This window comes from Occallatibacter sp., from assembly GCF_036502485.1.
GTDB lineage: Bacteria > Acidobacteriota > Terriglobia > Terriglobales > Acidobacteriaceae > Telmatobacter.
Map to the genome: position 1 here is coordinate 1 of NZ_DASXYM010000132.1, position 25,582 is coordinate 25,582.

The window sequence follows — 25,582 nt, forward strand, 5'->3', positions numbered from 1 at the left end:
TTGGGCATGTCGAGGGGGGAGTGGGATTCGGCGGCGTGGGGCATGGCGGGTCCGATGGCGACGGCCTGGTTGTGGCCTTCGAACCAGGCGAGGAAGGCGGCCTGGCCGGAGCCGGGGAGGCGCTGCTGGTCGATCCATTGATACCAGGCGCCCATGTCGCCGTCGAGGAGAGAGCCGGTGGGATCAGTTTCGGCTTCCGACTGCTTGCCGGCGATCAGCTCGTTCATGGGGCGCTGGCGCTGGCGCGGGGCGTAGCGGACGAGAAGGGTGAGGGCCTGGGCGCGGCGCAGGATTTCGCGGGCGGTCCACTGGGCAAAGGTGGTGCTGTAGATCTGGGTGCCTGAGCCTTCTGTGAAGAGACGGATCTGGAAGCGGCTGAGGACGGGGTCGGCGGCGTTGCCCATGTCGAGATCGGCGGGAGTGATGCGGGCGAGACGGGTGCGCAGCTCTTCGGGGCCCATGCCGGGGCGGGCGATGTCGGACTGCATTTTCTTGAGCAGGGTTCCGCGAAGGGGCGCGAGGGCGTCGTACGAGACAGACGTGATGCCGGGGGGGTGCGGCAAGGAAGGGCCGCCATCGACGTACCAGTGCGCGAAGGGGAGGGGGTGGGCGAGGGCGCGCTGCTCGACGGTAGCGAGCAGGGATTGGAGTGCGCCGTCGAAGCTGACCTGGGTGAACCAGGTTCCCTGCTTGCGGAGATTACGGAAGAGGGGGGCGTCGCATTGGGTGACGCCTTTGCCGATGACGGCGATGCCGAGGCGCTGGAGGGGGGGAGGGGGGGGCTGGGTTTGTTTGGCCAGCTTGTCTCCATAATCGACGGCGGCTTTGCGGAAGGCGTCAAGCTGGTGCGTGGACCAGAGCCAGGCGGCCTGCTGTTCGACGAACTGGGCGGGCTGGTTGATCCAATCGGATTCCTGGAGGGGGGTGGGGGTGGAGATGGCGGTAAAGGCACTGAACCACTGGTCGCGCTGCGCGGGGGTGAGGGTGGCGAGGGCGCGCAGTTCCCTTTCGAGGACGGCGCGCTCGGCCGGGAAACTGTAGTCGTAATCGATGAGCTGGCGGAGGAGGCTGGGGACGAAGGCGAGGGGGAGGGGGCGGACGCCGTCGAGTTGCGAGGTGATGAGCGCCCGGGCCTCGTGGGGCCAGGCGGCGAAGCTTTCGGGTTTGAGATCGACTGGCAACATTGGCTACACCAGATCCCGCACGAGTTGTCCGCTGGATTGCGCGGCGGAGAAGCCCATCATGGCGCCGATGGTGGGGACGAGATCGACGGATTGGACGGGATCGTTATAGACGACGCCGTGGCGGGCGCCGGCGCCGAGGACCATCATCCAGGTGGTGCGGCTGGCGGGGTCGCCGGTGCGGTGGTGCTGGAATCCGTTGCCGCCGGGCTCGAAGTCAGAGTCGCGGCCGAAGTCGGGGAGGACGAACATGGTGGTGTTGCCGGCGTATTCGGGGTCGGTCTCGATGGTCTTCCATAGCTCGGCGCAGAGGCGGTCGGTGCGGCGGATGCCCTCTATATAGAGGGAGTAAGCGCCGGAGTGGGCGACATCGATGTCGTGCATGGTGATCCAGAGGAGGCTGGGAGCTTCTTCGCGCATGAGGCGTTTGGCGATGTAGAGGGAGAGCTCGTCGGGGCTGGAGAGGGTGCGGGCGTGGGCTGCGAAGTCGTCAACGGAAAGCTTGAGGATGGATTCGAGCTGCTGGAGTTCGACTTCACCGCCGGCGAGGGCGGGGGTGTAGAGGGGGGTCTCGTAGTTGTCGTGGAGGAGGTGGTCGAAATCCGCGGTGGAGCCGGAGCTGGCGAGACCGAGGAGGCGCTTGGGAAGGAGCACGCGCGCACCGAGGCCGGGGCCGAAGCCGCGGACGGTGCTTTCACCGATGTGGTTGAAGCCATTGCTGGGGGCGACGACCCAGGCATCGGAAGAGGGGCGGCGGAGGTCTTTGCGGAAGTACTCGAAGACGGTGGGGTGCTCGGGGGCGACCGCGGCGAAGTTGTTGAGGGTCTCATAGACGCCGGTGGCGAGGCTGGCGGTGGCGACGTAGTGGCCGAGGATTCCCCCGTTGGTGACGTGGGTGAAGAAGCTCGACTGGGGGGCGAGCTCGTTGAGCATGTGAGGGATGTTTTCCTGGCCTTCGGGGGCGAAGGTTTCCTGATCGCGGGCTCCGCCGCCGAAGGTGACGACGACGACTTTGCGTTTTTTGCGGGCGGACTCAGCGTGGATGAAGGGGCTGGCGGCGGCGAGGCTGCTGCCGAGGGCGAGGCCGGCGGCAGAGCGGAGGAAGTCGCGGCGGGAGCGGCTGACGTGCAAGGCGGTTTGGTGCTGTGGGTTCACGGTCAGGGCCTTTCCGTGTTGCCGGATTGCGCGGAGATGACGAACTGGCGGACCTGGTCGTGTTCCTTCTGGACCTCTGCCAGCTGGTCGGCGCGGAGCTTCTGGTAGATGGCGAACTCCTTCTGGGCGGTATCTTTCCGGCCGGTGTGCACGAGGTCCGTCGCGAGGCGGTAGTGGGCGTCGGTGAGATTCGGGTTTAGCTCGAGGGCGCGCTGGAGTTCAGGGATGGATTTGTCGTACTGGTGCTGATCGGCGTAGAGGGTTCCGAGTTGCACGTGGGCGTCAGCGAGGGAGCCGTCAAGGGCGATGGCTTTCTGGAAGAGGGCTTCGATGATGTGGGGATCGATGGAGGAGTTCTGGATGCGCTTGCCTTTCCAGAGGCTAACGGCATAGTAGTACTGCGCGAGGGCGTTTTTGGGCTCGAGCTCGGCGTAGCGCCTGAAGCGTTCGACGACTTCATCGGCCTGGAGGGGCGAGCTGTTGTAGGCCTTGGAGAGGAAGAGATAGCAGCGGGCGTCCTGAGGGTTGAGGTCGGCTGCCTGGATGAGGGCGTTGACGGCTTTGTCATAAATGCCGCGGGAATAAAGAGCGAGGCCGAGGCCGATGAGGATGCGGGGAGATTTGGGGTAGAGCTCCGCGGCCTTCTGGAAGATGGCGATGGCGGGCTCGTAGGTGCGGTGGAGGAGCATCTCGCTGCCCCAGGCGAAGAGGTTGTCGTCGCTGGGTTCGAGGTGAGCGGCGGCTTCGAAGTCGTTGGCGGCGGCAACGAACTGGCCGTCCTTCTCGTCGATCTGGCCGAGGAGGTTGTGCAGCTCGCCGGTGTTTTTCTGCTGGAGCAGGGCATTGACGACGGTGCGCGCGGCGGCGAGGTTACCGAGGAGGAAGTGGGACATGGCGAGATCGTAGCCGTTGTCGTACGCGGCGGGATTGATCTGCCAGGCCTTTTCGAGCCGGGGCTGGGCGTCGGCGACTTTGCCGGTCTGGATGAAGTATTCGCCCAGGTTGTGATTGGCGTTGTAGCTGTTGGGCTCAAGGGCGACGGCTTTGCGGAGCTGCTCGCCGGCGGCGTCGAGTTTGCCGAAGCGGAGGAGGGTGGCGGCGAGATTGTTGCGGGCTTCAGGGGAGTCGGGCTTGAGATGGACGGCGAGGTTGAGGTGCTCGATGGCCTTGTCGCCGTTGGGGAGGGAGGCGTAAGTCATGCCGAGGAGCTCGTGGATTTCGAAGCTGTTGGGAGCGAAGGGAAGGAGGGGCTCGAGGCGTGCCGCGGCCTGCGCGTAACGTCCGGCATCGTAATCAGCTACGGCGGACTGGTACTGCTGGTCGAGCTTTTGTTTTTGCGTATCTTGCCCGGCACAGCAGATCCACGCCGTGAGGACGGGGATCAACAGGGAACGCCGGAACTTCATGCTCACAGATCGCCTCCGCGTGAGCGGGATGCGCAGAATGAAAAGCACCCCGGCCCGGTTAGGCCGGGGTGCTTTTCATGTTAGCTCAGTAGTACAGCTTGAGGGCGAACTGGATCTGACGCGGGTCGTAAGGATTGTCGCGTGTGGATCCGACTTCGCCGAAGTGCGAATCGGTGTAGTTGCCCGAACCGCCGATGGCGACTACGCCGTTGCCGCCGAAGTTGGGAGCGTTGAAGTTGGGATGGTTGAGGATGTTGAAGAACTCCGACCGGAATTCCATGCGGAAGCGCTCGCTGATGGGGAACTGCTTGAAGACGGAGAAGTCGAAGCGGTGGAAGCCGGGTCCGACGACCTGTCCTGGCTTGGAGCCGAGGGCTGCCGCGCCGTTCAGCGGGATGCAACCGGAGATTGATGCGGGATCGGGGGCGATGGCACCGGAGACGTCAGACAGCTTGCAAGGCTGGCTGAAGGCGCCGGGGTTGTTGATCCAGAACGGCCGCGGAGAACCGTCAATGGACTTGGTTTTGATGCCGAGTTGCGGACTCTGCCCGGCGACCAGAACGTCGTTGCAGCCTGTGCCCTGGGTGGTTCCCGTGGGGCAGCCGAAGTTGAGTGGCTGGCCGCCCTGAAGGGTGACGATCCAGTTGGTGGCCCATCCGCCCAGAACGGCGTTGGCGATGCCACCGGTGTTCATGTATTTCATCCCCTTGCCGACGGGGAGCTGGTATCCGCCGCTGAAGTGGAAGACGTTGCGGATGTCGAAGTTGGCCGGGGCCCAATCGAACCTCGGTCCAAGACCGGGGACGTTATAGGCACGGAGGCTGCCGGTGGTGCCGCCATTGAGGAGGTCGCCGGCGTCCGACATGGCTTTGGACCAGGTATAGGTGAGGAGGAAGGTGAGGCCATTGGACATCTGATCTTCGAGCTTTGTCTGCAGGCCGTGATAGGTGCTGTCGCCATAGGTGGCCTGATAGCTGCCGCCGCCGAAGTCCGGGAAGGGCACACAACTGTCGTCCGGGAAGACGCCGTAGTCGTGGGTGCTTGTCTGGCAGCCGCTCTTGGTGCTGCTGACGTTGTTGGGGAGGATTTGGGTAACGTTCTGGTAGCCGACGCCGCCCTGGAGGTTGGAACCCTGGGTGAAGACGTAGGCGACCTGGCCGGAGATGGTGCGGGTGATGGAGTACTGGACGCTGAGGTTGGCACTGTAGGTGCGCGGCGTCTGGTAGTTGAACTGCAGTCCCTGGAGGCCCAGACCGAGAGCGTTAAACGTGCTGGGGTCGAGGCTGAAGCAGGAGAAGCCGGCTTCGAAGCTGGCGGTGCCGTGGCCTGAAGCGGGATCGCCACCTGCGGAGGGACAGTGAGCGTAAGCGGTGTTGTAACTGGTGGGGGCGACTCCGCCCGAAGGTCCCTTGAATCCCGGAGGGGCCTGGGTGCTGGGAGTCAGGTTGAAGACGAAGGGATAGTTTTCGCCGATGTTGGGGCCGTATCCCTGGTTCTCAAAGGAGTTGTAGAACAGGCCGAGTCCGCCGCGCACCACCAGCTTGTGATTGACCTGGTAAGCGAAGCCGATGCGGGGAGCGATGTTGGTTTTCTGTGTCTGCAAGAGACCCTTGCCCCAACGATCGGTCTCGAGCAGGGCGATGCCGTCCTGGGCGAGCAGGTCAAGGAATCCGGTACAGCTGGCGAAGACCGTCAGGCAGTCGGCGGTGGTGGACAGGGTTCGATTGTCCTTGCCGTGTGCGGGAAGGAGGAAGGTGGGAGCGCCGATCGCGGTTCCCGGGACGGGGTAAGGAACGAAGTTGGCCTGCCCGCCGTTGGTTTCGTTGATGGGACCGAAGTAATCCCAGCGCAGGCCGAGGTTCAACGTAAGGCTTGGAGTCATTTTCCAGTCATCCTGGAAGTATCCGGCGTAGTAGACCTTCTGGTCGTAGGTTTTGTTGATGTTGGAGGCGTAGGTCTGATTGGAGCCGCCGGAGTAATCGAATCCGCCTTGTGCCGCCGTGATGGGAGTTCCGGAGGTGGTCATGGCGGCAGTGGGAGGCAGGAGCATCTGGGCGATGCCGCCGCCGGTCTGGCTCTGGTTGGGAATGTCGGTGAATGTGCCGTTGTAGTCGAACTGACCGTGAGACCAGGCCGGCTGCAGCGTGGAGAACTTCACGTTCTGAATCTCGACGCCCATTTTGAAGGCGTGCTTGCCGTAGACCTTGGTGAAGTCATCGGTGACCTGGAGGGTCTGGCTGATTTCGTCAGAGGGCAGGAACGAGTTGCTGCCGAGCTGGGCAAGGTTGGCAACGCTGAAGGCGGGGAGGCCGCCGTTTTCCGGGCCATCTGTAGGGGGCTGAGGAATACCGGTGATGTTGTACTGATCCGGAATTCCAGCGGTTGTAGCTTCCGGTCCGAAGCGCGTGGTGTGGAGATGGGCAAAGCCGGCGCGGACCTGGTTGATGGTGTTGGGGGTAAAGATGTGGGTATAGCCAGCGACCATCTGGTGGGACCGGGCGGTCTGGTCACCCTGATCGAACGAGCCGCCGTCAGCGATGCCGCCGAAGATGCCCGGGATAAAGATGGGATCGTCGGAGAAGCTGTAGCGGGCGAAGATCTGGTCTTTGTCAGTGGGGTTGACATCGCCGCGGATGTCGTACTGGTTGCGGTGCTCAAAGAGGGCCGGGCTGCTGCCGAAGACCTGCAGGCCGGAGTTGGGCGCCGGGAAGAGATTCAGGATGTTGACCGCATTCGGATCGATCCGATTTGCGGGGAGCTGGTTGAGACCGTTGCACGAGGCGGCGGTGATGTTGTTGGCCGACGAGCAGGTGGAGTAGCCGAAGGGATCGCGGACGTAGCTATCCGAGCCTGAGTTGTTGGCCAGTCCGGTGACGGGATCGATGTGTCCGGCAGCCACGTAGCGAGTGGTGGCCGGATCAAGGACCGTACCTTTCTGGATGGCGCGGTTGAGGGCGTCGGTCCGGGTGGTGCCGTCGTTGAGCGCGAGCTCATCGGAGAGGTCGGTGTAATTGCTGCTGCGCATCAGGGCGGTAGGCACGTTGCCGCTCTCGGGGGTGCCCTGGACGCGGCGGAAGCCTTCGTAGTCGCCGAAGATGAATGCCTTGTTTTTGATGATGGGCCCGCCGAAGGAGGCGCCGAACTGGTTCTGACGCAGCTTGCCGCGTCCGATGCCGGTGTTGTTTTCGAAGTAGTCGGCGGCGTCGAGTTTATCGTTCCGGAAGAACTCCCATACTGCGCCGTGAATGGAGTTGGTGCCGGACTTGATGGTGGCGTTGAGGACAGCGCCGGCGGCGCGGCCGAGTTCGGCGCTGAAGTCGGCGGTCTGGACTTTGAATTCCTGGATGGCGTCGACTGGTGGGAGGATCACGTAGTTGGTGCCGTTGAGGAAGTCGACTGCGTTGGAGTTGTTGTCAATGCCGTCGAGGAGGTAGTTGTTCTGGGCGGGGCGCAAGCCATTGGCGGAGAAGGCGCCCGAGGCGGCGTTGCCACGGGTGTCAGCCTGGGGCGTTTGCATGCCGGCGCCGAGCTGGGCGAGGAAGGTGAAGTTTCGGCCATTGAGCGGCAGGTTGTTGACCTGTGCTTCGCCGATGACCTGGCCGACGGAAGCTTCTTCGGTTTGGAGCACCGGAGGCGCGGTGTTCACCTCGATGGTTTCAGTAGCGCCGCCGGGCTTGAGGGAGACGTTGACCAACAGGGTCTGTGCGACCTGGAGGGTCAGGTTGGTCTGGGTGGTTTTCACGAAGCCTCGTGCGGTCACGGTGACGGTATAGTGGCCGATGCGCACGGGAGAAAACCGGTATGAACCGCTGGGGTCACTTTTGGTTTGCAGGGTGAATCCCTGGTCAGTGTTTGTGAGTGTGACGTCGGCATTGGGCACGACAGCGCCGGTTGTGTCTTGAACCGTGCCGGTGATTGCTCCTTCGTCGACCTGGCCATAAGCGAATCTGCTTTGGGCGAGCAGAATGCACGAGCATGCCAGAACTGCGTATCTGAGTGCTCTTAGCAACTGCGATTTCCTGATAACACGCCCCATGAGAATAACCTCCGATGCTTTCTTTCTTTCGGGTTGCGTCACACTTCTCGTATGGGTACAGCAGCTTGAAAGGGACCCGGGGAAAAAGGGGGTTCGTTGCGGTTCTGTAAACGATTTCAGGTTCGGCCTGCAAAGTACGCGATTCGCAAATCGTTTGTCAACCAAAAGTTGTAGTTCCATCTAAGACGGGGCTGAAGCGGCAGCGATGAAGCGATTTAGGAGTGGGTTGTGCCCGAGGGGAGGATATACGTTTAAGTCCTTTCTTTATAGGTTGTTAGACATAAGTTTGAGGGAAGATTAGCGAGGCGCTGCGGTTTTTTACGGGAAAGCAAACAACTTCCATCCCATCGACAAATCCGGTCGACTTGTCAGCTCATAAAGGGATTGCACTATGATTCGGAGCAATGACGCCGCCCCATCAAAAAACTGCGCCGCTGCCGGTGTCCCGGCGAGCGGTTTTGAAGGGGCTGAGCTTCGCCCCGCTTTTGCTCAGGCCGGCCCCGATGCTGGGGCTCCGGGGATTCGGGCCTGGGGGGGAGAAGGCCGGGGATTTGTCACTGGCCGACGTGCACCTTTCGCCTCACTACCCGTCGCAGTCACCCCTGGTCGACATCTTCAAGCTGGTGCAGCCCGGCTCGGATGAATTTCCGCTGGAGAAGCAGGCAGTGGAAATTGAAGGGGTATTGAACCGGTGGGGGGAGGGGCTGCGACGTTCCGTCGAGAACCTGAGGGGTGTGGTGGAGTTTGCTGCGCCTTCGATCGAGTATTCAGGGACGGAAGGGGTCGCTGAAAAGGCGGTGCGCAAGGGTTTCGGGATCGATACATACAAACGCAGTTATGGGGCTGGGGGGTCGGGAGGGCCGAAGCGAAGCCGGGAGCAGTTCCTGCGGGGGATGGGGGAGTGGCTGAAGACGGCGGCGACGGTGGAGACTGCGGAATTCGAGATTTTTGGGATCGAGCCGCTGGATGCTTTGGCGTCGACGCTGCGGGTGGAGATTCGATACGACGTGGTTTCGACTATGGCGGGCGGTCATCGGGAGGAACGGGTGGGGACGTGGCATACGGAATGGTCGCGGGACGAGGCGCAAGGGTGGCAAGCGCGCGTGTGGCGATTTGGCGAAGAGACCAGTTCGATTCTCCAGGGGCCGGGATTTGCGGATGTGACTTTGCAGGCGTTGGGCGGGATTGAATCTTACCGGTCGCAACTGAGCCATGGCGCGGACTACTGGCGCACGGTGATGGACGGCGCTGTGGGCGTGGATGTGTATGGGAACAACGGCGTGGCTGTGGGGGACTTTGATGGGGACGGCCGGGACGACATTTACATCTGCCAAGCTGCGGGGCTGCCGAACCTGCTGTATCGCAACCGCGGGGATGGCACGTTTGAGGATGTAACGGAGAAGGCCGGTGTGGGTGTGCTGGACCGGACGGCGTGTGCCCTGTTTGCGGATTTTTTGAACCGCGGACGACAGGATCTGCTGGTGGTGGGCGGTACGGGTCCCATGCTCTTCCTCAATCAGGGGGACGGTCGCTTTGCGCTGAAGCGCGACGCGTTCAAGTTTGCGCGGCCGCCGCAGGGGTCGTTTACGCACGCGGCCATTGCCGATTATGACAACGATGGCCGGCTGGATGTGTATTTCTGTCTTTATATGTATTACCTGGGATTGGAGCAGTACAACTATCCGGTTCCTTACTATGACGCGCGGAACGGGCCGCCTAACTACTTATTCCGGAACCAGGGGGATGGCACGTTTGTGGAGACGACGGAGGCCGCGGGGCTGAACGTGAGCAATGATCGCTATAGCTTTGCGTGCGCGTGGGGGGACTCGACTGGCAATGGGTCGCCGGATCTGTTTGTCGCCAACGATTTTGGGAGTTCGCAGTTGTACAGGAACAATGGGGATGGCACGTTCAAGGACGCGTCAAAAGAAGCGCACGTGGAGAGTGTGGGCGCAGGCATGGGGTGCTGCTGGGCCGATTTCGACAATGACGGACATCAGGATGTGTATGTGCCGAGCATGTGGGAGGCCGCCGGGCAGAGGGTTTCCGAGCAGGCGCAGTTTCATGCGGATGCGAAGGAGAACGTGCGCGCGTTGTATCAGCGCCATGCGCGCGGAAATGCGTTGTATCGGAACCAGGGGGACGGCACGTTCAAGAATGTGGGTCAGGCTGCGGCGGTGGAGATGGGGCGGTGGTCGTGGTCGTCTGATTTCTGGGATTGGGACCACGATGGATATAGCGACCTGTATGTTTCGAATGGCTATTTGACCGGGCCAATGGAAGATGAGCTGGCGGGTTTTTTCTGGCGGCAGGTGGTGGCGAAGTCGCCGGAGGATACGACTCCCCTGCTGGCGTACGAACGCGGGTGGAACGCGATTAACGAGTTGGTGCGGGCGGACCACACCTGGCATGGGCTGGCGCGGAGTGTGGCGTTTGTCAACAATCGGGATGGGACTTTTACGGAGGCTTCAGGCACGCTGCTGCTGGATTTCAAGGATGATGCGCGCGCGTTTGCGCTGGCTGACCTGGATGGAGATGGGCGTTTGGAAGTGATCCTCAAGAACCGAAACGCGCCGCAGGTGCGGGTGCTGCACAATGCGTTGCACGCGATTGGAAATTCGATTTCATTTCGGCTGCGGGGGACGCGTAGCAATCGCGATGCGATTGGTGCGTGCGTGAGTATCACAGCAGGTGGCACGACGCAGACGAAGTATCTGCAGGCCGGGTCAGGATTTCTTTCACAGCATGCGAAGGAGATCTTCTTCGGAGTTGGAGCGGAGCAGGGGAAGCTGCAGGCGACGGTTCGCTGGCCCTCCGGGCTGAAGCAAACGTTCGAGAATCTGCCGGTGGGCCATCGGATTGAGATTCAGGAGGGCGATGCGGCGTTTCGAGCGGTTGTGTTTGGGGAGACGCACTATGTGCAGAATGCGGGCGCGAAGGCAACCGAACGAGAGCCTCTGCCGCTGCAGGCAGAGACGTGGCTGGTTCAGCCGCTGAAGACGCCTGCGTTCAAGCTTGCGGATCTCGACGGAGTGGAGCACGAGATAAACTCCTGGAGCGGCAGACCGGCGCTGCTGACGTTCTGGGGGACGCGTTCTGCGGAGAGTGTACGGCAGCTGAATGAGTGGAAGGCGAACGCAGCTGAGTTGCAGCGCAGCAAGGTGAAGGTGGTCGCCATCAACGTGGATGAGCCAGAAGACGTGGCGGCCGCGCGCAGGGTGGGTGCGCAGTTCAAGCTGACTGCGACGGTTCTGTTTGCAACGGAGGAAGTGGCGGGAATTTATAACCTTCTTTATCGGCATCTGCTGGATCGGCGCCGCGATCTGCCGGTTCCCTGTTCGCTGCTGGTGGACGACGATGGCATGATCGTGAAGCTGTATCAGGGGTACGCGCGGGCGTCGCGTGTTGCCGAGGACAGCCAGTCACTTCCTGCAGACCAGAAGGCACGCATGCGGATGGCGTTGCCATTTGCAGGCACGCTTGTGCAGGACGCGTTTGAACGCAATGATTTCAGTTATGGAGTGGCGCTGTATCAGCACGGTTTTTTGGAGCAGGCGGATGAGTCGTTCAGGCAGGTGGTTGCCGCGAAGCCGGACAACGCAAATGCTTATTACAATCTGGGCTCGTTGAATCTGCGACGGAACCGACTGGATGAAGCGAAGAAGTATCTCGAAAAGACAGTGGAGCTGCGACCGGACTTTGCGGAGGCGTGGAACAACCTGGGTATGTTGGCTGCGCAGGGCGGGAACGCAGACGAGGCTATCCGTGACTTTCAGCACTCGATCAGCATTCGGCCGGGCTACTACACCGCGCATCTGAACCTGGGCAACGTGTATCGCCGGCAGGGCGCCCTGGACAAAGCGGAGGATTCACTCAGGCGAGCGCTGGCGCTGCGACCGGACGATCCGGAGATTCAATACAGCCTGGGGATGCTGTTTGTGCGGAAGAATGACTTTGACCGCGCTGCGGAGTATCTGGAGAAGGCAATCACATTGCGGCCTGACTATCCTGAAGCGCTCAACAACCTGGGCGTGATCTATGTACGCCGGCAGGATTACGGCAGAGCTGAAGATAAGTTCCTCACGGGAATCAAAGTGGCGCCCAAGTTTGATCAGTCGTATCTGAACCTGGCGCGGCTTTACGCAATGCGGAATGATCGAGAAAAGGCGCGCGACGTGCTTCAGCAACTGCTGCAACTGGAGCCAGACAATGCCAACGCGAAGCAAGCTTTGGAAGTGCTACAATGAGCGCCTCTACGGATCACAATGCAGTTACAGGTGTCGAGACGATGGTTCCCCGCGTCGCATCACAGTCTATGCTCGCGATGGTCAGGGCTTTCGCTCGCCGGTGTGCGGCGGTGTTGTGTTTAGGCAGCGCGGCAGTCTGTTGGGTTTGTGCACAGCAGAAGCCGGCCACTTCGCCGTATCACGACGCGCAGGCGCTGCTTGCGCAGCATAGGCTTGCGGAGGCTCGGACAGAGGCGCTTGAGCAGTTGAAGCAGCACCCGAGTGTGGAAGGATACAACCTGCTGGGCATCATTGAATCGAACCGCCAGAACTATGACGGCGCGATTCAAGCATTCGAACACGCGCTGAGCCTGAGCCCGCGTTCAACCAAGACGCTCAACAATCTGGGTGACGCATACGCAGCGCAGAAGAGCTGGGATCTGGCGCAGAGCGAGTTTCGCAGCGTGCTGCGCATTGAACCGGGCAACTCCGATGCGAATTACAACCTAGGTGTCCTGCTGATGATGAAGGGCGCGGCGGGGGAGGCTATTCCTCACTTCCAGCGAGTGCACTCGGCGCAAGCTCAGCTGAACCTGGTGCGCGCCTATTTCCAGACACACCACGCAGCGGAGGCACTGCGGACCGCGGATGCGCTTGCCGAGAGCAAGAAGGACGACGTGCAGGTGCAGTTTTCCTTGGGCGTGCTGCTAGCCGCGGAGCACCAGTACAAGCCGGGGCAGCGCCTGCTGGAGCGGGCAGACGCGCTGCAGCCTGAGAACTTCGAAATTCTTTTCAATTTGGGGCAGGTGCTTTTGCGCACGGGCGACAATGCGCGCGCAGAACTGACGCTGAATCGAGCAGTCAAGCTGCAGCCTGACAGCCATGAAGCGCTATATCTTCTGGCGCAGAGTTATAACGCGCAGTCGCGACCGCTGGATGCGCTTGATGTGTTGATGCGGGCGCATAAGCTTGCGCCCCGCGACGCGGACATCATCTTCCTGATGGCGCGGGTGACGATGTCGCAGAACTATTACGAGGATGCGATCCCGCTGCTGGAGTCGGGGCTGGAGATCGCTCCGCAGCGGCCGGATCTTCTGGCGGCATTGGGCGAAAGTTACTTCATGGCGGGAAAGACCGAGAAGGCGATTGATAAGTTCAACGCGTTACTCGATGTGGATAAGTCAGGCCGCCCGTACGCGTTTCTCGGACTGTCTTATCGCAATCTTGGACGGTTCGATGAGGCGACAACGTATTTTCAAAAGGGACTCGCGATTGACCCGCGGAACAGCACATGCCTTTTCAACCTTGGTTTTATCGCCGAACGGCAGGGCCAGGCGGAGGCGGCGGAACATTACTTTGAGCAAACACTGCAATATGTTCCTGATTTCAGTGACGCATTGCTGGAGTTAGCCAATTTACGCATTGCAGCGAAGAGGTTGCCGGAAGCAGAGGAGTTATTGCGCCGCTATGTGAAGTCGGCGCATGACCCTTCCAACGGCTATTACAAACTGGCGATGGTGGAGCGCAGCCTGCATGAGACGGAAGCAGCGAATCGCGATCTGAACGTCTTCAAGACGATGTCAAAGAACGCGTCTTCCGGACCCTACCCGTATGAACATTTGTTTGACTATCTGGATAGTCGTTCGCAATTGGCTGCGGGTGCCCGCCAGCAGTCGGATATCGAAGAACTGAAGAACGAGATCAAGAGGCATCCAAATCAGCCTGAAAACCTGTACATGCTTGCGGAGGCGTATCTCAAGGCGAACAAGACGGATGAAGCTCGAGATGCGGTTCAGCAGCTGGATACGCTGAGCGCCAATGATTTCCGCACGTTGAACGGGGCTGGCGTATTGCTGGCGCGTTATCACCTGTATGACGATGCGATCAGGCAGTTCCAGTCTGCCATGCAGGCGAATCCCGGGTCCGACGAGGTGAAGTTCAACCTGGCGAATGCATTGCTGAGGAAAGGCAGTTATGCCCAGGCGCTCGAGATCGCCGGACAGATATCCGAAGCAGGACGCAAGGATGATGCGTGCCTCACGCTGATGGGAGATATCCTGGGACACACGGGGGATGCGACACAGGCAGCGGGTATCTTCCGCGATGCGATTGCGCGCAATCCCGATGATGATCAGAACTATCTCTCCCTGGCGCTGATCGATCTACGGTCGAATGATGTGGCGGCGGCCCAGCAGACGCTGGCGAAGGGGCAATCGCGCATTCCTTCGTCCGGCAAGATTTACTGGGGCCTTGGGCTAGCGTCCGCCCTGGCAGGAAACATCGACCAGGCAACGGCGCGCTTTGAGCGCGCCGTCGACTTGCTGCCGGAGTGGCCGGGAGCTTATTCGACACTGGGGGTTTTCTACTTCCAGATTGGCCAGGTGGACAAGGCACGCGAGGTTCTTAAGCGATTCAGAGATAGCAGCGTGGGCCCGAGTCTGGATATCAGCCGCATTGAGCAGGTGCTTGATCGGGCGCCTGCATCCGAAGCGCAGACTACCGGGACATTGAGTGCCGAGAACAAGCAGCAACTGCTGCAGTTCGCGATTGCGCTGGCGGATAGAACGCTATGAGGTTGCGGTGTGCCGCACTGCTGCTGGCGCTGTGTGGGCCGGGATCCAGGTTCACCGCGCGCGCCCAACAGGCGGCGCATGCACCGAAAGCACAGGCTGATGTACCCGCGGCGGCCGCGGTGAAGTTCAGCGATATACGGAAAGCTGCGGGCATCACGTTCGTTCAGGACTCGACGCAGACGGAAGAGAAGTATTACCTGGAAACGATGGGGACGGGGGTGGCGTGGGTTGACTATAACCAGGACGGACTGATGGATTTGTATTTCGTGCAATCCGGCGCGACAGATGCTTACAAGCCTCAGCACCCTCTGCGTTCCGCGCTCTATCGAAATAACGGGGACGGCACGTTCACCGATGTTACCGAGAAGGCCGGCGTTGGCGGCGAGGGACATTACGGGCAGGGCGTGGCTGTGGGCGACTTCAATAACGATGGCTATCCCGACCTGTATGTGACGGGGTATGGCCGCGCGATTCTTTATCGAAACAAGGGGGACGGCACATTCACCGACGTGACGACCCAGGCGGGCTTGAGCGATGAAGGCAACTGGTCTACAAGCGCCGGGTGGTTTGATTACGACAAGGACGGCTGGCTCGACCTGGTGGTGACTAACTACATTGACTGGTCGTCGAAGAACAATATGTGGTGCGGGGATCGGAAGCCAGGGTATCGGTCGTACTGCAATCCCAACAACTACCGGGGGCAGAAGACGAAGCTTTACCACAACAACCGCGATGGCACGTTCACCGACGTAAGCGATAAGTCCGGCGTGGGGACTCCTGAATCGAAGGGCATGGGTGTGGTGCTTGCCGATCTGAACGGCGACGGCTGGCCGGATATCGCGGTGGCTAATGACACATGGCCTAACTTCCTGTTCCTGAATAATCATGACGGAACGTTTACGGATGCGTCGCTTATCTCCGGGCTCGCCGCCAGCGAGGATGGGCGGTACGAGGCCGGGATGGGCATTGATGCTGCCGATGTGGATGGAGACGGGATACTGGACATCTACATTACGCATTTGGATTTCGAGTTGAACCGGCTCTACCACAACAATGGCGATGATACGTTTACCGACGCCACTTACACGGCGGGTATTGGAAACAAAGCGTATCTGCTCAGTGGGGTCGCTGCCAAGTTTATGGATTATGACAATGACGGGTGGCCGGACATTCTGCAGGCGAATGGAGCGATGGTGGATAACGTGCAGCTCTATCATAGCCTGGTGAGTTACAAGGAACCGCTGCTGATGTTTCATAATCTGGGCCACGGCAAGTTCGAGAAGGTATCAGAATCGCTTGGTCCCGACTTCAATCGTCCCATGGCCGGGCGCGGGCTTGCTACCGCCGATTTCTTTAATGATGGGCAGGTGGGGATGGCAGTGAATTGCCGCGGCGAAGCACCCGTGATTTTGCGCAACGAGGGAACTGCGAATCATTGGGTGGAGGTGCTGCTGATCGGCACGAAGTCCAACCGCGACGGCACGGGCGCGGTTCTCAAGCTGACATCGGAGGGCGTGGTGCAGGTGGATCAGGCGAAAGGCGGGACGAGCTACATGTCGGCCAGCGATCCACGGATTCATTTCGGGCTGGGGAAACGAAGCAAGATCGATTCGCTGCAGATCACGTGGCCGAGCGGCCAGGTGGACAAGCTGGCGAATGTACCTGTGGATGCGATTATCGCAGTCAAAGAGGGTGCGGGGATTGTGCCTCGCATGTTTCCCAAGGTCAAGGCGCGATGATCTTTGTTTATAACTGTTCGAATCACCCGTGCAGTTCTTATAATCACTGAATCCTATGCTCATACCTCGTCGGCGCTTTCTCGGATCTGGTTTGTTTGTGCTCGGCACTTCCCTGCTCGACCGGTTAACGACGCCGGTGTGGAAGCTGGGGGCATTCGCCCAGGTGAAGCCGGCGGTCGCGTATACGCCTGCGAGCGCGGTGCAGTTTATCGATGTGGCGGAGCAGGCCGGACTGAAGGTGGCGAACGTGTGGGGCGGCGTGGAGCACAAGCGGCTGATTATCGAGACGAAGGGCAGCGGCATTGCGTTCTTCGACTACGACAATGACGGATGGCTGGATATCTATATCACCAACGGCAGCCGGCTGGACGCGCATTGGGCTCCGGGGACGGCGCCGACTACGCATCTGTTCAAGAACAACCGCGATGGAACGTTCAGCGACGTAACGGAGAAGTCAGGGCTGGGCCGCAGGGGATGGCAAACCGGCATATGCGTGGGCGACTACGACAATGATGGATGGGACGATTTGTTCTGCACGTTCTGGGGACATAACATTCTGTTTCACAATAATGGGAACGGGACGTTCGAGGATGTGACGAAGAAGGCGGGGCTCACGCAGAGCAAGGGGCGATGGGGGACCGGGTGCAGCTTTGTCGATTATGACCGTGACGGGCATCTTGACCTGTTTGTGTGTAACTTCGTCAAGCTTGATCCGGACAATCCGCCGTCGATCAATGATGCCAGTTTCTGCCAGTGGAAGGGCGTACCGACAATGTGCGGTCCGCGCGGGCTGGCGGGCGACACGAACATTCTGTATCACAACAATGGGGACGGCACGTTTACCGATGTTTCAGAGAAGGCGGGCATTCTGAAGCCGGGGCCGCGGTATTCGATAACATCCGTGTGCTGCGATTTCGACAATGATGGCTGGCCGGATATCTATGTTGCGGTCGATTCGATGCCGAGCATTCTTTTTCAAAACAATCATGACGGAACGTTTACCGACGTTGCGATCATGGCGGGGTGCGCCTACAACGCGGATGGGCACGAGCAGGCAGGGATGGGCCTGGGGGTTGCGGATTATGACTGCGACGGGTGGTTCGATATTTTCAAGACTAACTTCGCGGATGATACGAGCAATCTATATCACAACAACGGTGACGGTACGTTCAGCGATTTGTCATTTAACTCAGGGGTAGGCATTAACAACACCTATGTGGGATGGGGATGCGGGTTCATCGATTATGACAACGATGGATGGGCCGACATTGTGCAGATCAACGGGCATGTGTATCCCGAGATCGATAAGTACAATTTTGGCGAGACATTCAAGAATCCGCGGCTGGTGTACAAGAATCTGGGCAATGGGAGCTTCAAGGATGTTTCAGCTTCCATGGGGCCGGGCGTGACGGCGCGCTTTTCAAGCCGGGGCGCGGCGTTTGGCGATTATGACAACGACGGCGCGATGGACATGCTGATTCTTAACATGAATGAGCCGCCGTCGCTTTTGCGGAATGTGGGCGGAAACAAGCAGAACTGGATCAAGCTGAAGCTGATTGGGACTAAGTGCAATCGCACGGCGATTGGCGCACGCGCGCGGGTGATCACGGGCAAGCACGTGCAGATGGCCGAAGTGATGAGCGGGGCCAGCGTGATGTCGCAGAACGATCTGCGGCTTCACTTCGGGATTGGCGGCAGCGCGACAGTGGATGCGATTGAGGTGAAGTGGCCGACGACGCAGAAGGTGGAGCGGTTCACGAATGTGAAGGCGAATCAGATTTTGAAGATTCGGGAAGGCGAAGGGATTGTGCGGGGGTGAAGGCGGAAGGGTCGGGGGTTAGCTGGTTAGGGTTAGCCTTCGGTTTCAGGGTGGATGGGCGGGAGGGGAAAGCGAAAAGCGGGTCCTTCGCTGCGCTCAGGATGACAAGGGGTTAGTGGAGCGGGGCCTGCGCTGCGCTCAGGATGACAAGGGGTGGGGTGGGTGTGCGTCGCGATGGTTGGGTGGGTGTGGGTTGCTATGGTTGGGCGGGTTTGTCCTGTTCGCCCACCTGCACCAGGAACTGTTTCACTTCGCGGCGCTGGCGGTCGACGGCGGCGGCCTGCTGCTTTTCGAGTTCGTCATGCAGCCTGAACTCCTCGGCGGCTTTGTCTTTTTCGCCGAGGCGGTCGTAGGCGACGCCGAGTCGGTAGTGGGCTTCCGTGGAGAGGGCGTCGGCCGCGATGGCCTTGCGGTAGAACCCGGATGCCTGCTGGTAATCCGACCGGGAGGCCTGCAGGATGCCGAGTTGCAGATACGCGCTGCTGCATTGGGGGTCGGCCCGTACGGCTTTGTCGAGTAGTGCCTGGACCTGGGTGAATGTGTCGGGGTCGGTGGTCTTGCCGTGCTGCTTCCAGTAGGCCATGGCGTAGTAGTAATTGGCGAGGGCGTTGGCCGGCTGCTGATCGACGAAGCGCTTCAGCCTGGTTTCGACACAGGGTAGGGGATTGGGCGCGGCGATCTCGACTTTGCCCATGAAGAGGTAGGGCTCGGGATCGTTGGGGCTGAGGTCGGATGCTTGGCAGAGGCGTTCTGCGGCCTGCTCGTAGAGGGCGCCGCTGAAGAGAGCCGTGCCGAGGGCCGTCAGCAGGCGAGTGGAGTGCGGGTGCGCCTTGATGCCGGCTTCGAGAACATCCCTGGCTTGCCAGATGGCGCGATGGGCGAGCAGTTCGGTTCCCCAAGCGAAGTAGTTTTCTTCGCTGGGATCCTGCTTGACGGCCTGCTCGAAGGCGCGAACCGCGGCCAGTGAGTCGCCGAGCTTTTCTTCGAGCTCGCCGGCGAGGCGGTGGTATTCGGGGCGATCGTTCCCCGCGAGGAGGCGGTCGAGGTGTTCACGGGCCTGGCCTGGGTCGCCACTGCGGACGAGAGCCAGGGCGAGCGCGTATTCGTTGGCCTGGTTTGAGGGGTCGAGGGCATAAGCCGCCGCCAGCGGGGGGACCGCGTCGGTGTAGCGTCCGGCATTCAGATAGAAGCGGCCCAGGCCGGCGTTGGCATTGACGTCCTGCGGCGATTGAGCGAGGACTTGCTTCAGGCGGCGCTCGGTGGCGTCGGTGTCGTGGGACGCCGAGCCGTTCGGCTCGGCTTTGAGGCGGAGGGTGTCGCGGGTGAGGGATTCGCTGGTGCGAAGGCTTACGTCGGAGCCGTGGCCGCCGGCGGCGGTCCAGTCGGTGACGGCGGCGACGGTGAAATTCGGGGTATCGGAGAACTGCATGTCCGTGGCGTTGCCGGTTCCTGCGGCAGCCGTTTCGAGGGTGAGTTCGACGCGTTGTACCGTGCCGGCGGATCCCTGGACTGAGGCCGCGGGGCTGCGTTGATCGAGCCGGGTGGCGGTAATGACGTAGGTGCCTGGCTTCAATCCTGAGAAGGCGAATTCGCCGGTGGAGCCGGTTCTGTGCTGGTCAGCGCGGTCGGCGCCCTGAGACTGGAGCCGCACGGTCGCATCGGCGGCAGGGTGGCCGGCGCGGTCGCGGACTGCTCCGACGATCTGGAACGTGTCTGGCTGGGTCGCGGCTGTCAGGGGGTACACGAGCGACAGAGCCAGGCTCAAGATCAGGAATCTGATTCTCATCAGAAATCGATGATAACGCGGACCGTATGGGGTGGGTGGGGTCATCGTTCGTGGCTTCCCTGGTCTCAAAATCGAGACCGGGGGCACCCGGCGTGGCGGAACGGGCACGAGGGCTGGGTGGGGTTCGTGCTTTCCACCCTAGCGACAAGAACAAAGACGTCGCGAGGATGGGGCACCCGGGTTCGTGGAGGAGCGTTCGGGGGGCGCGAGCGCGAGTACCCAGCGGATTATTTCTTGTAGCGTTGCTGGTGCCAGGTCCAGGCGGTGCGGAGGATGTCGTCGAGTTGGGTGTAGCGGGGTTTCCAGCCGAGGTCGCGGATGGCTTTTTCGCTTCCTGCTACGAGGACGGCGGGATCGCCGGGTCGGCGGGGGTGGAGCTCGGCGGGGATGGGGTGGCCGGTGATGCGGCGGGCGGAGTCGATGACCTCTTTCACGCTGAAGCCTTTGCCGTTGCCGAGGTTGAAGATGAGGCGGCTGGCGGACTCGAGGGCGCCGAGGGCGAGGAGATGGGCCTCGGCGAGATCCGATACATGTATATAGTCGCGGATGCAGGTGCCGTCGGGGGTGGAGTAGTCGTCGCCATAGATGCGGATGGACTGGCGGCGGCCGAGGGCGACGTCAAGGATGAGGGGGATGAGGTGCGATTCGGGCTCGTGTGCCTCGCCGCGGGTGATGCCGCTGGGACCTTCGGGGGCTCCGGCCACGTTGAAGTAGCGGAGCGATGCGTAGCGCAGACCGTGGATCTGGTTCATCCAGCGCAACATGTGCTCTACCAATAACTTGGACTCTCCGTAGGCATTGGTGGGCTGGAGGCGGGCGTCTTCCGGGATGGGCACGGCCTCGGGCTCGCCGTAGACGGCGGCGGTGGAGGAGAACACGAGCCGTCGCGGGCCATGGGAGAGCATGGCTTCAAACAGGCTCAGGGTGGAGGCGGTGTTGTTGCGGAAGTAAATTTCGGGCCTGACCATCGATTCGCCGGCTTCAATAAGGGCGGCGAAATGGAGGACGCCATCGAAGGGTTTTCCCTTTTCTTTCGCTTCCGTGAAGGTGCGTTCGAGGAGCGGGCGGTCGGCGAGGTCGCCTTCGATAAGTTCAACACCCTGAGGCAGAAGGTCGCGGGTGCTGTGGCAGAAGTTATCGAAAATGACGGGCTGGTGACCGCGCTCTGCGAGGAGGCCGGCGACGGTACCTCCGATGTACCCTGCACCGCCTGTAACGAGAATCTTCACGAAAACCTCTCCCCCGGTTGAGCAATTTTGCGTTAATCTGAGTCTATTAAACCAAACAGGCCGGCTACCAGGACCCTAGTGTCCGCTTCGTTTATACCTCGTTGACAGAATACGAAGTGAAGGCCGGCCTTTGATGCCTTTTTGCAACACTGTTGCTCTTGCCCCTCAGACGCCTTGGACGAACGAAAGCGGAGCGCCTGATGTTTGTTGAACTTGCCCGGACCGCCTTAAGGCATGGCGGGCGCAAAAGTCGGTTCTACAACTATTTGGTTAGGCGCACCCGTGACTATTTAGGGACGCGCAAAGGGCTTCCCCGAATCTACACTGGGTACAACAAATTTCCCGGTTTACCACTCAAAACTTGTTGGGGAAGTGTCGGACATCGGACGCGGCGACCCGGTTTGCTGACCGAGGCGGGCCACCCGGTGCAGGACAGCAGTATAATGCAAGTTTCGAACTGGGGTAGACACAGGAAGTTTTATATATTGCTGCCGGTTGACCGGCTGCATTCTGTAGCTACCGCTTTCGGTTTCCGAGCCAGCGGGTGTCAACTGCACGCGAGAATGCATTCACCGGTGACCGGGTTTTCTGCCGCAGAGCGGGGATATCGCTCTGTTGCCAAGATTGAATACCAAGAGGATTAGAACGATGTCCACCAATGGCTACCCCATCCGGGCTGATTTTGGTCTTTTGCCTGAACCGCAAAAGAGCCCGGCATCATTTGTAACGAGTGCGGCTATCAACCTTTCGATTCTGGGAGCTCTTCTTTACGTTGGCATAACGACGAAGCGGGTGATGGAGACGCACAAATATGAGCAGACGGAGTTGATATTCCCTACGACGCCTCCGCCGGCTCCGATGAAGCTGAAGATTCCGCCTCCGCCGAAGATTGAGCAGCCGAAGATGCCGGAAGTTAAGTTGGAGGCGCCCAAGATCCATGTTCCCAAGCCGGAGCCGAAGCCGGAGGTGAAGCCGATCCAGATGGAGGCCAAGGTGGCGCTGCCGGTGGTGAAGCAGGCCAAGCCGGCGATTATTCTGGCGCCCCAACCCAAAGCGGCGTTGACGGCGGCAGCGCCGGCACAGGTGGCGCAGGCTCACCCCTCTACGACGCCGGTTCACCTGGGCGAGACGTTCGGAGTGACGCCGAATCCGAACGCGACCCGGCCGGCAACGGTGGCCGCGATCGGGAACCCTTATGGCGGAATGAACGGTCCGGCGGTTGCGCCGCGCGGGGTGGTGGGTTCAGCGGGCATCGGGAACGGAACCAAGTCCGGGTCGAACGCGGGGGTGGTGGGACATGTCGCCTCGGCGGGCATTCCGGGAGCGACCGGCACCGGGACAGGCAATACCTATGGCGGAGGCAAAGTCGCCTCGGCAGGAATTCCGGCGGTGCAGCAAGCGGCTACAGTGACGCCGGCGCCCAATGCCGTGCCCAAGTCGACCAACCTGGAAGTGCTTTCGAAGCCGGCGGTGCAGTATACGGCGGAGGCGCGGCAACTGCGGGTACAGGGAGACGTGGTGTTACGGGTGACCTTTACGGCCGCGGGCCAGGTGATCATTCAGGGGGTGGTGCACGGTCTCGGCCATGGTCTGGATGAGGAGGCGCGACGCGTAGCTCAACTGATCCGGTTCCGGCCGGCGACCCGCAACGGGCAGGCCGTCGATCTGACCACAAACATTACGATCACATTCCAACTTGCTTGATATCATTTGGATACAGAAAACAGCCGGGCCGCATGGCAGGCCGTCGGGACGCTGCGGCGCCACGGGCTACGGCAGGAGCATGAAATGACATTTCGGAAGTTCCCCCTTGCCTTCCTTGTTCTCGCGCTGTGCACTTCTTCTGCGTTTGCGAAGAAGCAGCCCAAGTACGAGCAGGCGCACCAACTGACGGCCGAGCAGGCCGCGCTGGTGCAGCGTGCGATTGCACGCGAGAAGGTTCTGATCAAGAGCATCCAGCAGCACACACCGCTGGTGGAGACCTACATTCAGGACACGCGGCCGGATCAGAAGCTGTACACGATTCCCGTCAGCGACACCTACATGCTGAGCCGAGTGGACTTTGGCAAGGGGTTCTTCGATCGTTCCTACGAGCCTCGCGAGAACAAGAAGAAGGGGGGCTTCTTCAAGAACTCGATCGGCTCCATTGCGGGACTCTCAAAGGCGCTGGGGCTGGACACGAAGTTTACTTACAATTCGCTGGGCTTTACCGAGATGATGTTCCTCGACCCGAGCGGCTTTGACCAGCAGCACTATCAATTTAACTATGTGCGCCGTGAATTTCTGGGTACTGTGCGGACCTGGGTGTTTGACGTTCACCCCAAGACGAACGGACAGGGCCGCTTCTACGGCCGGGTATGGATTGAGGACGAAGAAGGCAACATCGTCCGGTTTAACGGCACATTTACGCCGCCCACCAATGAGGACTCTTCGAAGTATTACTTCCACTTCGATAGCTGGCGCATGAACCTGCAGCCGGGCATCTGGCTGCCGGTGGCGGTGTATGTAGAAGAGTCGCAGCGGACGGAGGGCGACAAGGCGGTTGGTCTGAAAGCGCAGACGCACTTCTGGGGCTACAGCCTGAAGCTGCCGACGCGCGACAGCGAGAACGTGAGCGTGAAGGTGGATGAGGCCGAGGACAAGAGCGACGACTCGCAGGATGTGAGTCCGCTGCAGGCGCAGCGCGAGTGGGTTCTGCAGGCGGAGAACAACGTTCTTGATCGTCTGACGCAAGCCGGACTGCTGGCGCCTCCGACGCAGGGTGGTTATGAGCAGACGGTGCTGGAGCAGATTGTGACGAACCTCGCGGTTCCGAACAACCTGGCATTCACGACGCCGGTGCGTTGCCGGGTGATGCTGACCGACACGGTGGAAATGACCACGGTGGGCAACACGATCATTGTGAGCAAAGGGCTGATCGATTCCATGCCCAACGAGCCCACCATCGCGTCAGTGATTGCGATGGAGATGGCGCACATCGTGATGGGTCACCACATCGACACGCGGTATGCATTCAACGACCGACTGCTCTTTCCGGACGAGTCGACGTTCCAGCGCATTAACATGTATCACACCGATCACGACAACGAAGAGGCGCAGAAACGGGCTTACGAGTATCTGCAGGCATCGATGTACAAGGATCAGCTGCCGCAGGCGGGACTTTTCTGGGCACAGCTGGCAGACCGCGGCAAGGTGCTGAAGCAGCTGAATACGCCGAAGCTGGGCGACAGCCTGCTGCGCGCGGATGGCTCGCCGTGGATGAAGGATCTGGCTCACCAGGCTCCCAAGATCAACTGGGATGATCTGACGCAGATTGCGGCACTGCCACTGGGCAGCTGGCTCAAAACGGATCCGTGGGATGATCGCGTGCACATGCTGAGCGCGAAGCGTTACGCTCCGATGAATCCGCGTGACAAGATGCCGCTGGAGGTAACGCCGGTGTACTTCAAGCTGCAGCGTTACAACGCTTCGGCAGTGCCGCCTTCGTCGGCGATGCCGGGCATGGCGCCGGCCCAGCAGGGGGATCCGACTCAGAATCCAGCAGCGGGGCAGCCCAGCGATGGCCAGCCCGCCAATCCCGGGCAGCAAACGCCACCTCCCAGTGCGGCGCAGCCTGCGGGAGGTGACAGTTCCGCGCAGCAACAGCCACCGGCTTCTCCGCAGTTGCGCTGAGTTCGCTAACGTTCGGCAGAATGGCCGGGATAGCAGTCCCGGCCATCTTCGTTTGAAGGAACGATTATCCAAGGTGTGCGCAGTTTGCACCGACTACGCTTGCAAAAAGGCTTACCCATGAGACGATCTGCAGCCGTAATCTTTTTTCTCCTCTTTGTGTTGTTGACCCTCGATCAAAACGGCAGAGCCCAGGCGGTGGAATCGGGGGATGAACGCGGCTTTCATGTCAGGGCCGGTGCAATGGCCTCGGGCTTCATGCCGGGGGATGTGAACCAGGGAATCGTGGGGGCCGGCACTTATGTGGACCTCCACTTCACGCACTGGTTCCAAGTTGAGGCAGAGGGCCGGTGGATGCCATGGCATGGATACTTTGGCGAGACGCAGAGTAACTATCTCATCGGCCCGCGAGTGCCTGTTTACCGTGTGGGCCGTCGTGGGCAGATCTATGGGAAGGCGCTGATCGGTCTCGGCAAGATGGATTTTCCGTTCGGCGGATATGGAACGTTCACGGCTACGGCGTTCGGCGGATCATTCGATTACAGGCTGAGCCGCAAGCTCACGCTGCGTCCCATCGACTTTGAGTATCAGTACTGGCCGGTGTGGGTGCGCAATCAGTCTCTGGAGCCTTATGGCGTAAGCGTGGGCATGTCTTACCGGGTGTTCTGATCGATCCACGATTTCATCAGGCGCCGCATGATCGCATGATCGTGCGGCGCTTTTGTTTTGCGTCACACCTGGCCGGATAGAATGCTGACACTGC

13 protein-coding genes are annotated in these 25,582 nt (G+C 60.7%); 7 read left to right on the plus strand and 6 right to left on the minus strand.

The window, feature by feature from the left end:
• From VGL22_RS17100 to VGL22_RS17115, 4 genes are all read right to left on the minus strand, one after another.
• Positions 1-1,184 (minus strand): hypothetical protein (locus tag VGL22_RS17100; RefSeq protein ID WP_465268158.1); only part of this gene is annotated, 1,184 nt, incomplete at its 3' end.
• Positions 1,185-1,187: 3 nt separating this feature from the next.
• Positions 1,188-2,336, minus strand: coding sequence for an alkaline phosphatase family protein (locus tag VGL22_RS17105; protein ID WP_465268159.1), 1,149 nt, complete (start codon positions 2,334-2,336; stop codon positions 1,188-1,190).
• A gap of 2 nt (positions 2,337-2,338) precedes the next feature.
• Positions 2,339-3,742: a tetratricopeptide repeat protein gene (locus VGL22_RS17110; RefSeq protein ID WP_465268160.1), complete on the minus strand. Its 1,404-nt coding sequence runs from the start codon at positions 3,740-3,742 to the stop codon at positions 2,339-2,341.
• An 85-nt stretch (positions 3,743-3,827) separates the two neighbouring features.
• A complete protein-coding gene (locus VGL22_RS17115) occupies positions 3,828-7,778 on the minus strand; it encodes a carboxypeptidase-like regulatory domain-containing protein (RefSeq protein WP_465268161.1) in 3,951 nt (1,316 codons plus the stop codon).
• Between the two features lie 551 nt (positions 7,779-8,329).
• On the opposite strand from VGL22_RS17115, the gene VGL22_RS17120 reads away from it, so the two are divergent.
• The 4 genes from VGL22_RS17120 to VGL22_RS17135 are packed head-to-tail and all read left to right on the plus strand — an operon-like array spanning position 8,330 to position 18,135.
• On the plus strand, positions 8,330-12,025 hold the full coding sequence (locus VGL22_RS17120) for an FG-GAP-like repeat-containing protein (protein WP_465268162.1): 3,696 nt from the start codon (positions 8,330-8,332) through the stop codon (positions 12,023-12,025).
• Entirely contained in the window at positions 12,022-14,577 is a 2,556-nt protein-coding gene (locus tag VGL22_RS17125; RefSeq protein WP_465268163.1) for a tetratricopeptide repeat protein, read from the plus strand. The genes VGL22_RS17120 and VGL22_RS17125 overlap by 4 nt, the downstream gene beginning before the upstream one ends.
• The gene (locus tag VGL22_RS17130) at positions 14,574-16,316 is read left to right on the plus strand and encodes a CRTAC1 family protein (RefSeq protein ID WP_465268164.1); all 1,743 of its coding nucleotides are present in this window, start codon (positions 14,574-14,576) and stop codon (positions 16,314-16,316) included. Before VGL22_RS17125 ends, VGL22_RS17130 begins: the two co-directional genes overlap by 4 nt.
• A 55-nt stretch (positions 16,317-16,371) precedes the next feature.
• On the plus strand, positions 16,372-18,135 hold the full coding sequence (locus VGL22_RS17135) for a CRTAC1 family protein (protein WP_465268165.1): 1,764 nt from the start codon (positions 16,372-16,374) through the stop codon (positions 18,133-18,135).
• Between the two features lie 196 nt (positions 18,136-18,331).
• Here VGL22_RS17135 and VGL22_RS17140 read toward each other — a convergent pair whose 3' ends face one another.
• Together VGL22_RS17140 and galE are read right to left on the minus strand one after the other, a co-directional pair.
• A complete protein-coding gene (locus VGL22_RS17140) occupies positions 18,332-19,921 on the minus strand; it encodes a tetratricopeptide repeat protein (RefSeq protein WP_465268166.1) in 1,590 nt (529 codons plus the stop codon).
• Positions 19,922-20,148: 227 nt separating this feature from the next.
• A complete protein-coding gene (gene galE / locus VGL22_RS17145) occupies positions 20,149-21,150 on the minus strand; it encodes a UDP-glucose 4-epimerase GalE (protein WP_465268167.1) in 1,002 nt (333 codons plus the stop codon).
• A gap of 648 nt (positions 21,151-21,798) precedes the next feature.
• Between galE and VGL22_RS17150 the strand changes: the two genes are divergently transcribed.
• The 3 genes from VGL22_RS17150 to VGL22_RS17160 all read left to right on the plus strand — a co-directional run bounded on the left by VGL22_RS17150 (position 21,799) and on the right by VGL22_RS17160 (position 25,488).
• Entirely contained in the window at positions 21,799-22,854 is a 1,056-nt protein-coding gene (locus VGL22_RS17150; RefSeq protein WP_465268168.1) for an energy transducer TonB, read from the plus strand.
• Between the two features lie 84 nt (positions 22,855-22,938).
• A complete protein-coding gene (locus tag VGL22_RS17155) occupies positions 22,939-24,822 on the plus strand; it encodes a M48 family metalloprotease (RefSeq protein WP_465268169.1) in 1,884 nt (627 codons plus the stop codon).
• Positions 24,823-24,939: 117 nt separating this feature from the next.
• A complete protein-coding gene (locus tag VGL22_RS17160) occupies positions 24,940-25,488 on the plus strand; it encodes an outer membrane beta-barrel protein (protein ID WP_465268170.1) in 549 nt (182 codons plus the stop codon).
• The last annotated feature ends 94 nt before the right edge of the window (positions 25,489-25,582 follow it).

Bases quoted from the DNA above. Each gene is read 5' to 3' on its own strand.
- VGL22_RS17110 (WP_465268160.1), bottom strand. From the start codon at position 3,742: ATGAAGTTCCGGCGTTCCCTGTTGATCCCCGTCCTCACGGCGTGGATC.
- VGL22_RS17115 (WP_465268161.1), bottom strand. From the start codon at position 7,778: ATGGGGCGTGTTATCAGGAAATCGCAGTTGCTAAGAGCACTCAGATAC.
- VGL22_RS17125 (WP_465268163.1), top strand. From the start codon at position 12,022: ATGAGCGCCTCTACGGATCACAATGCAGTTACAGGTGTCGAGACGATG.
- VGL22_RS17130 (WP_465268164.1), top strand. From the start codon at position 14,574: ATGAGGTTGCGGTGTGCCGCACTGCTGCTGGCGCTGTGTGGGCCGGGA.
- VGL22_RS17135 (WP_465268165.1), top strand. From the start codon at position 16,372: ATGCTCATACCTCGTCGGCGCTTTCTCGGATCTGGTTTGTTTGTGCTC.
- VGL22_RS17140 (WP_465268166.1), bottom strand. From the start codon at position 19,921: ATGAGAATCAGATTCCTGATCTTGAGCCTGGCTCTGTCGCTCGTGTAC.
- VGL22_RS17150 (WP_465268168.1), top strand. From the start codon at position 21,799: ATGTCCACCAATGGCTACCCCATCCGGGCTGATTTTGGTCTTTTGCCT.
- VGL22_RS17155 (WP_465268169.1), top strand. From the start codon at position 22,939: ATGACATTTCGGAAGTTCCCCCTTGCCTTCCTTGTTCTCGCGCTGTGC.
- VGL22_RS17160 (WP_465268170.1), top strand. From the start codon at position 24,940: ATGAGACGATCTGCAGCCGTAATCTTTTTTCTCCTCTTTGTGTTGTTG.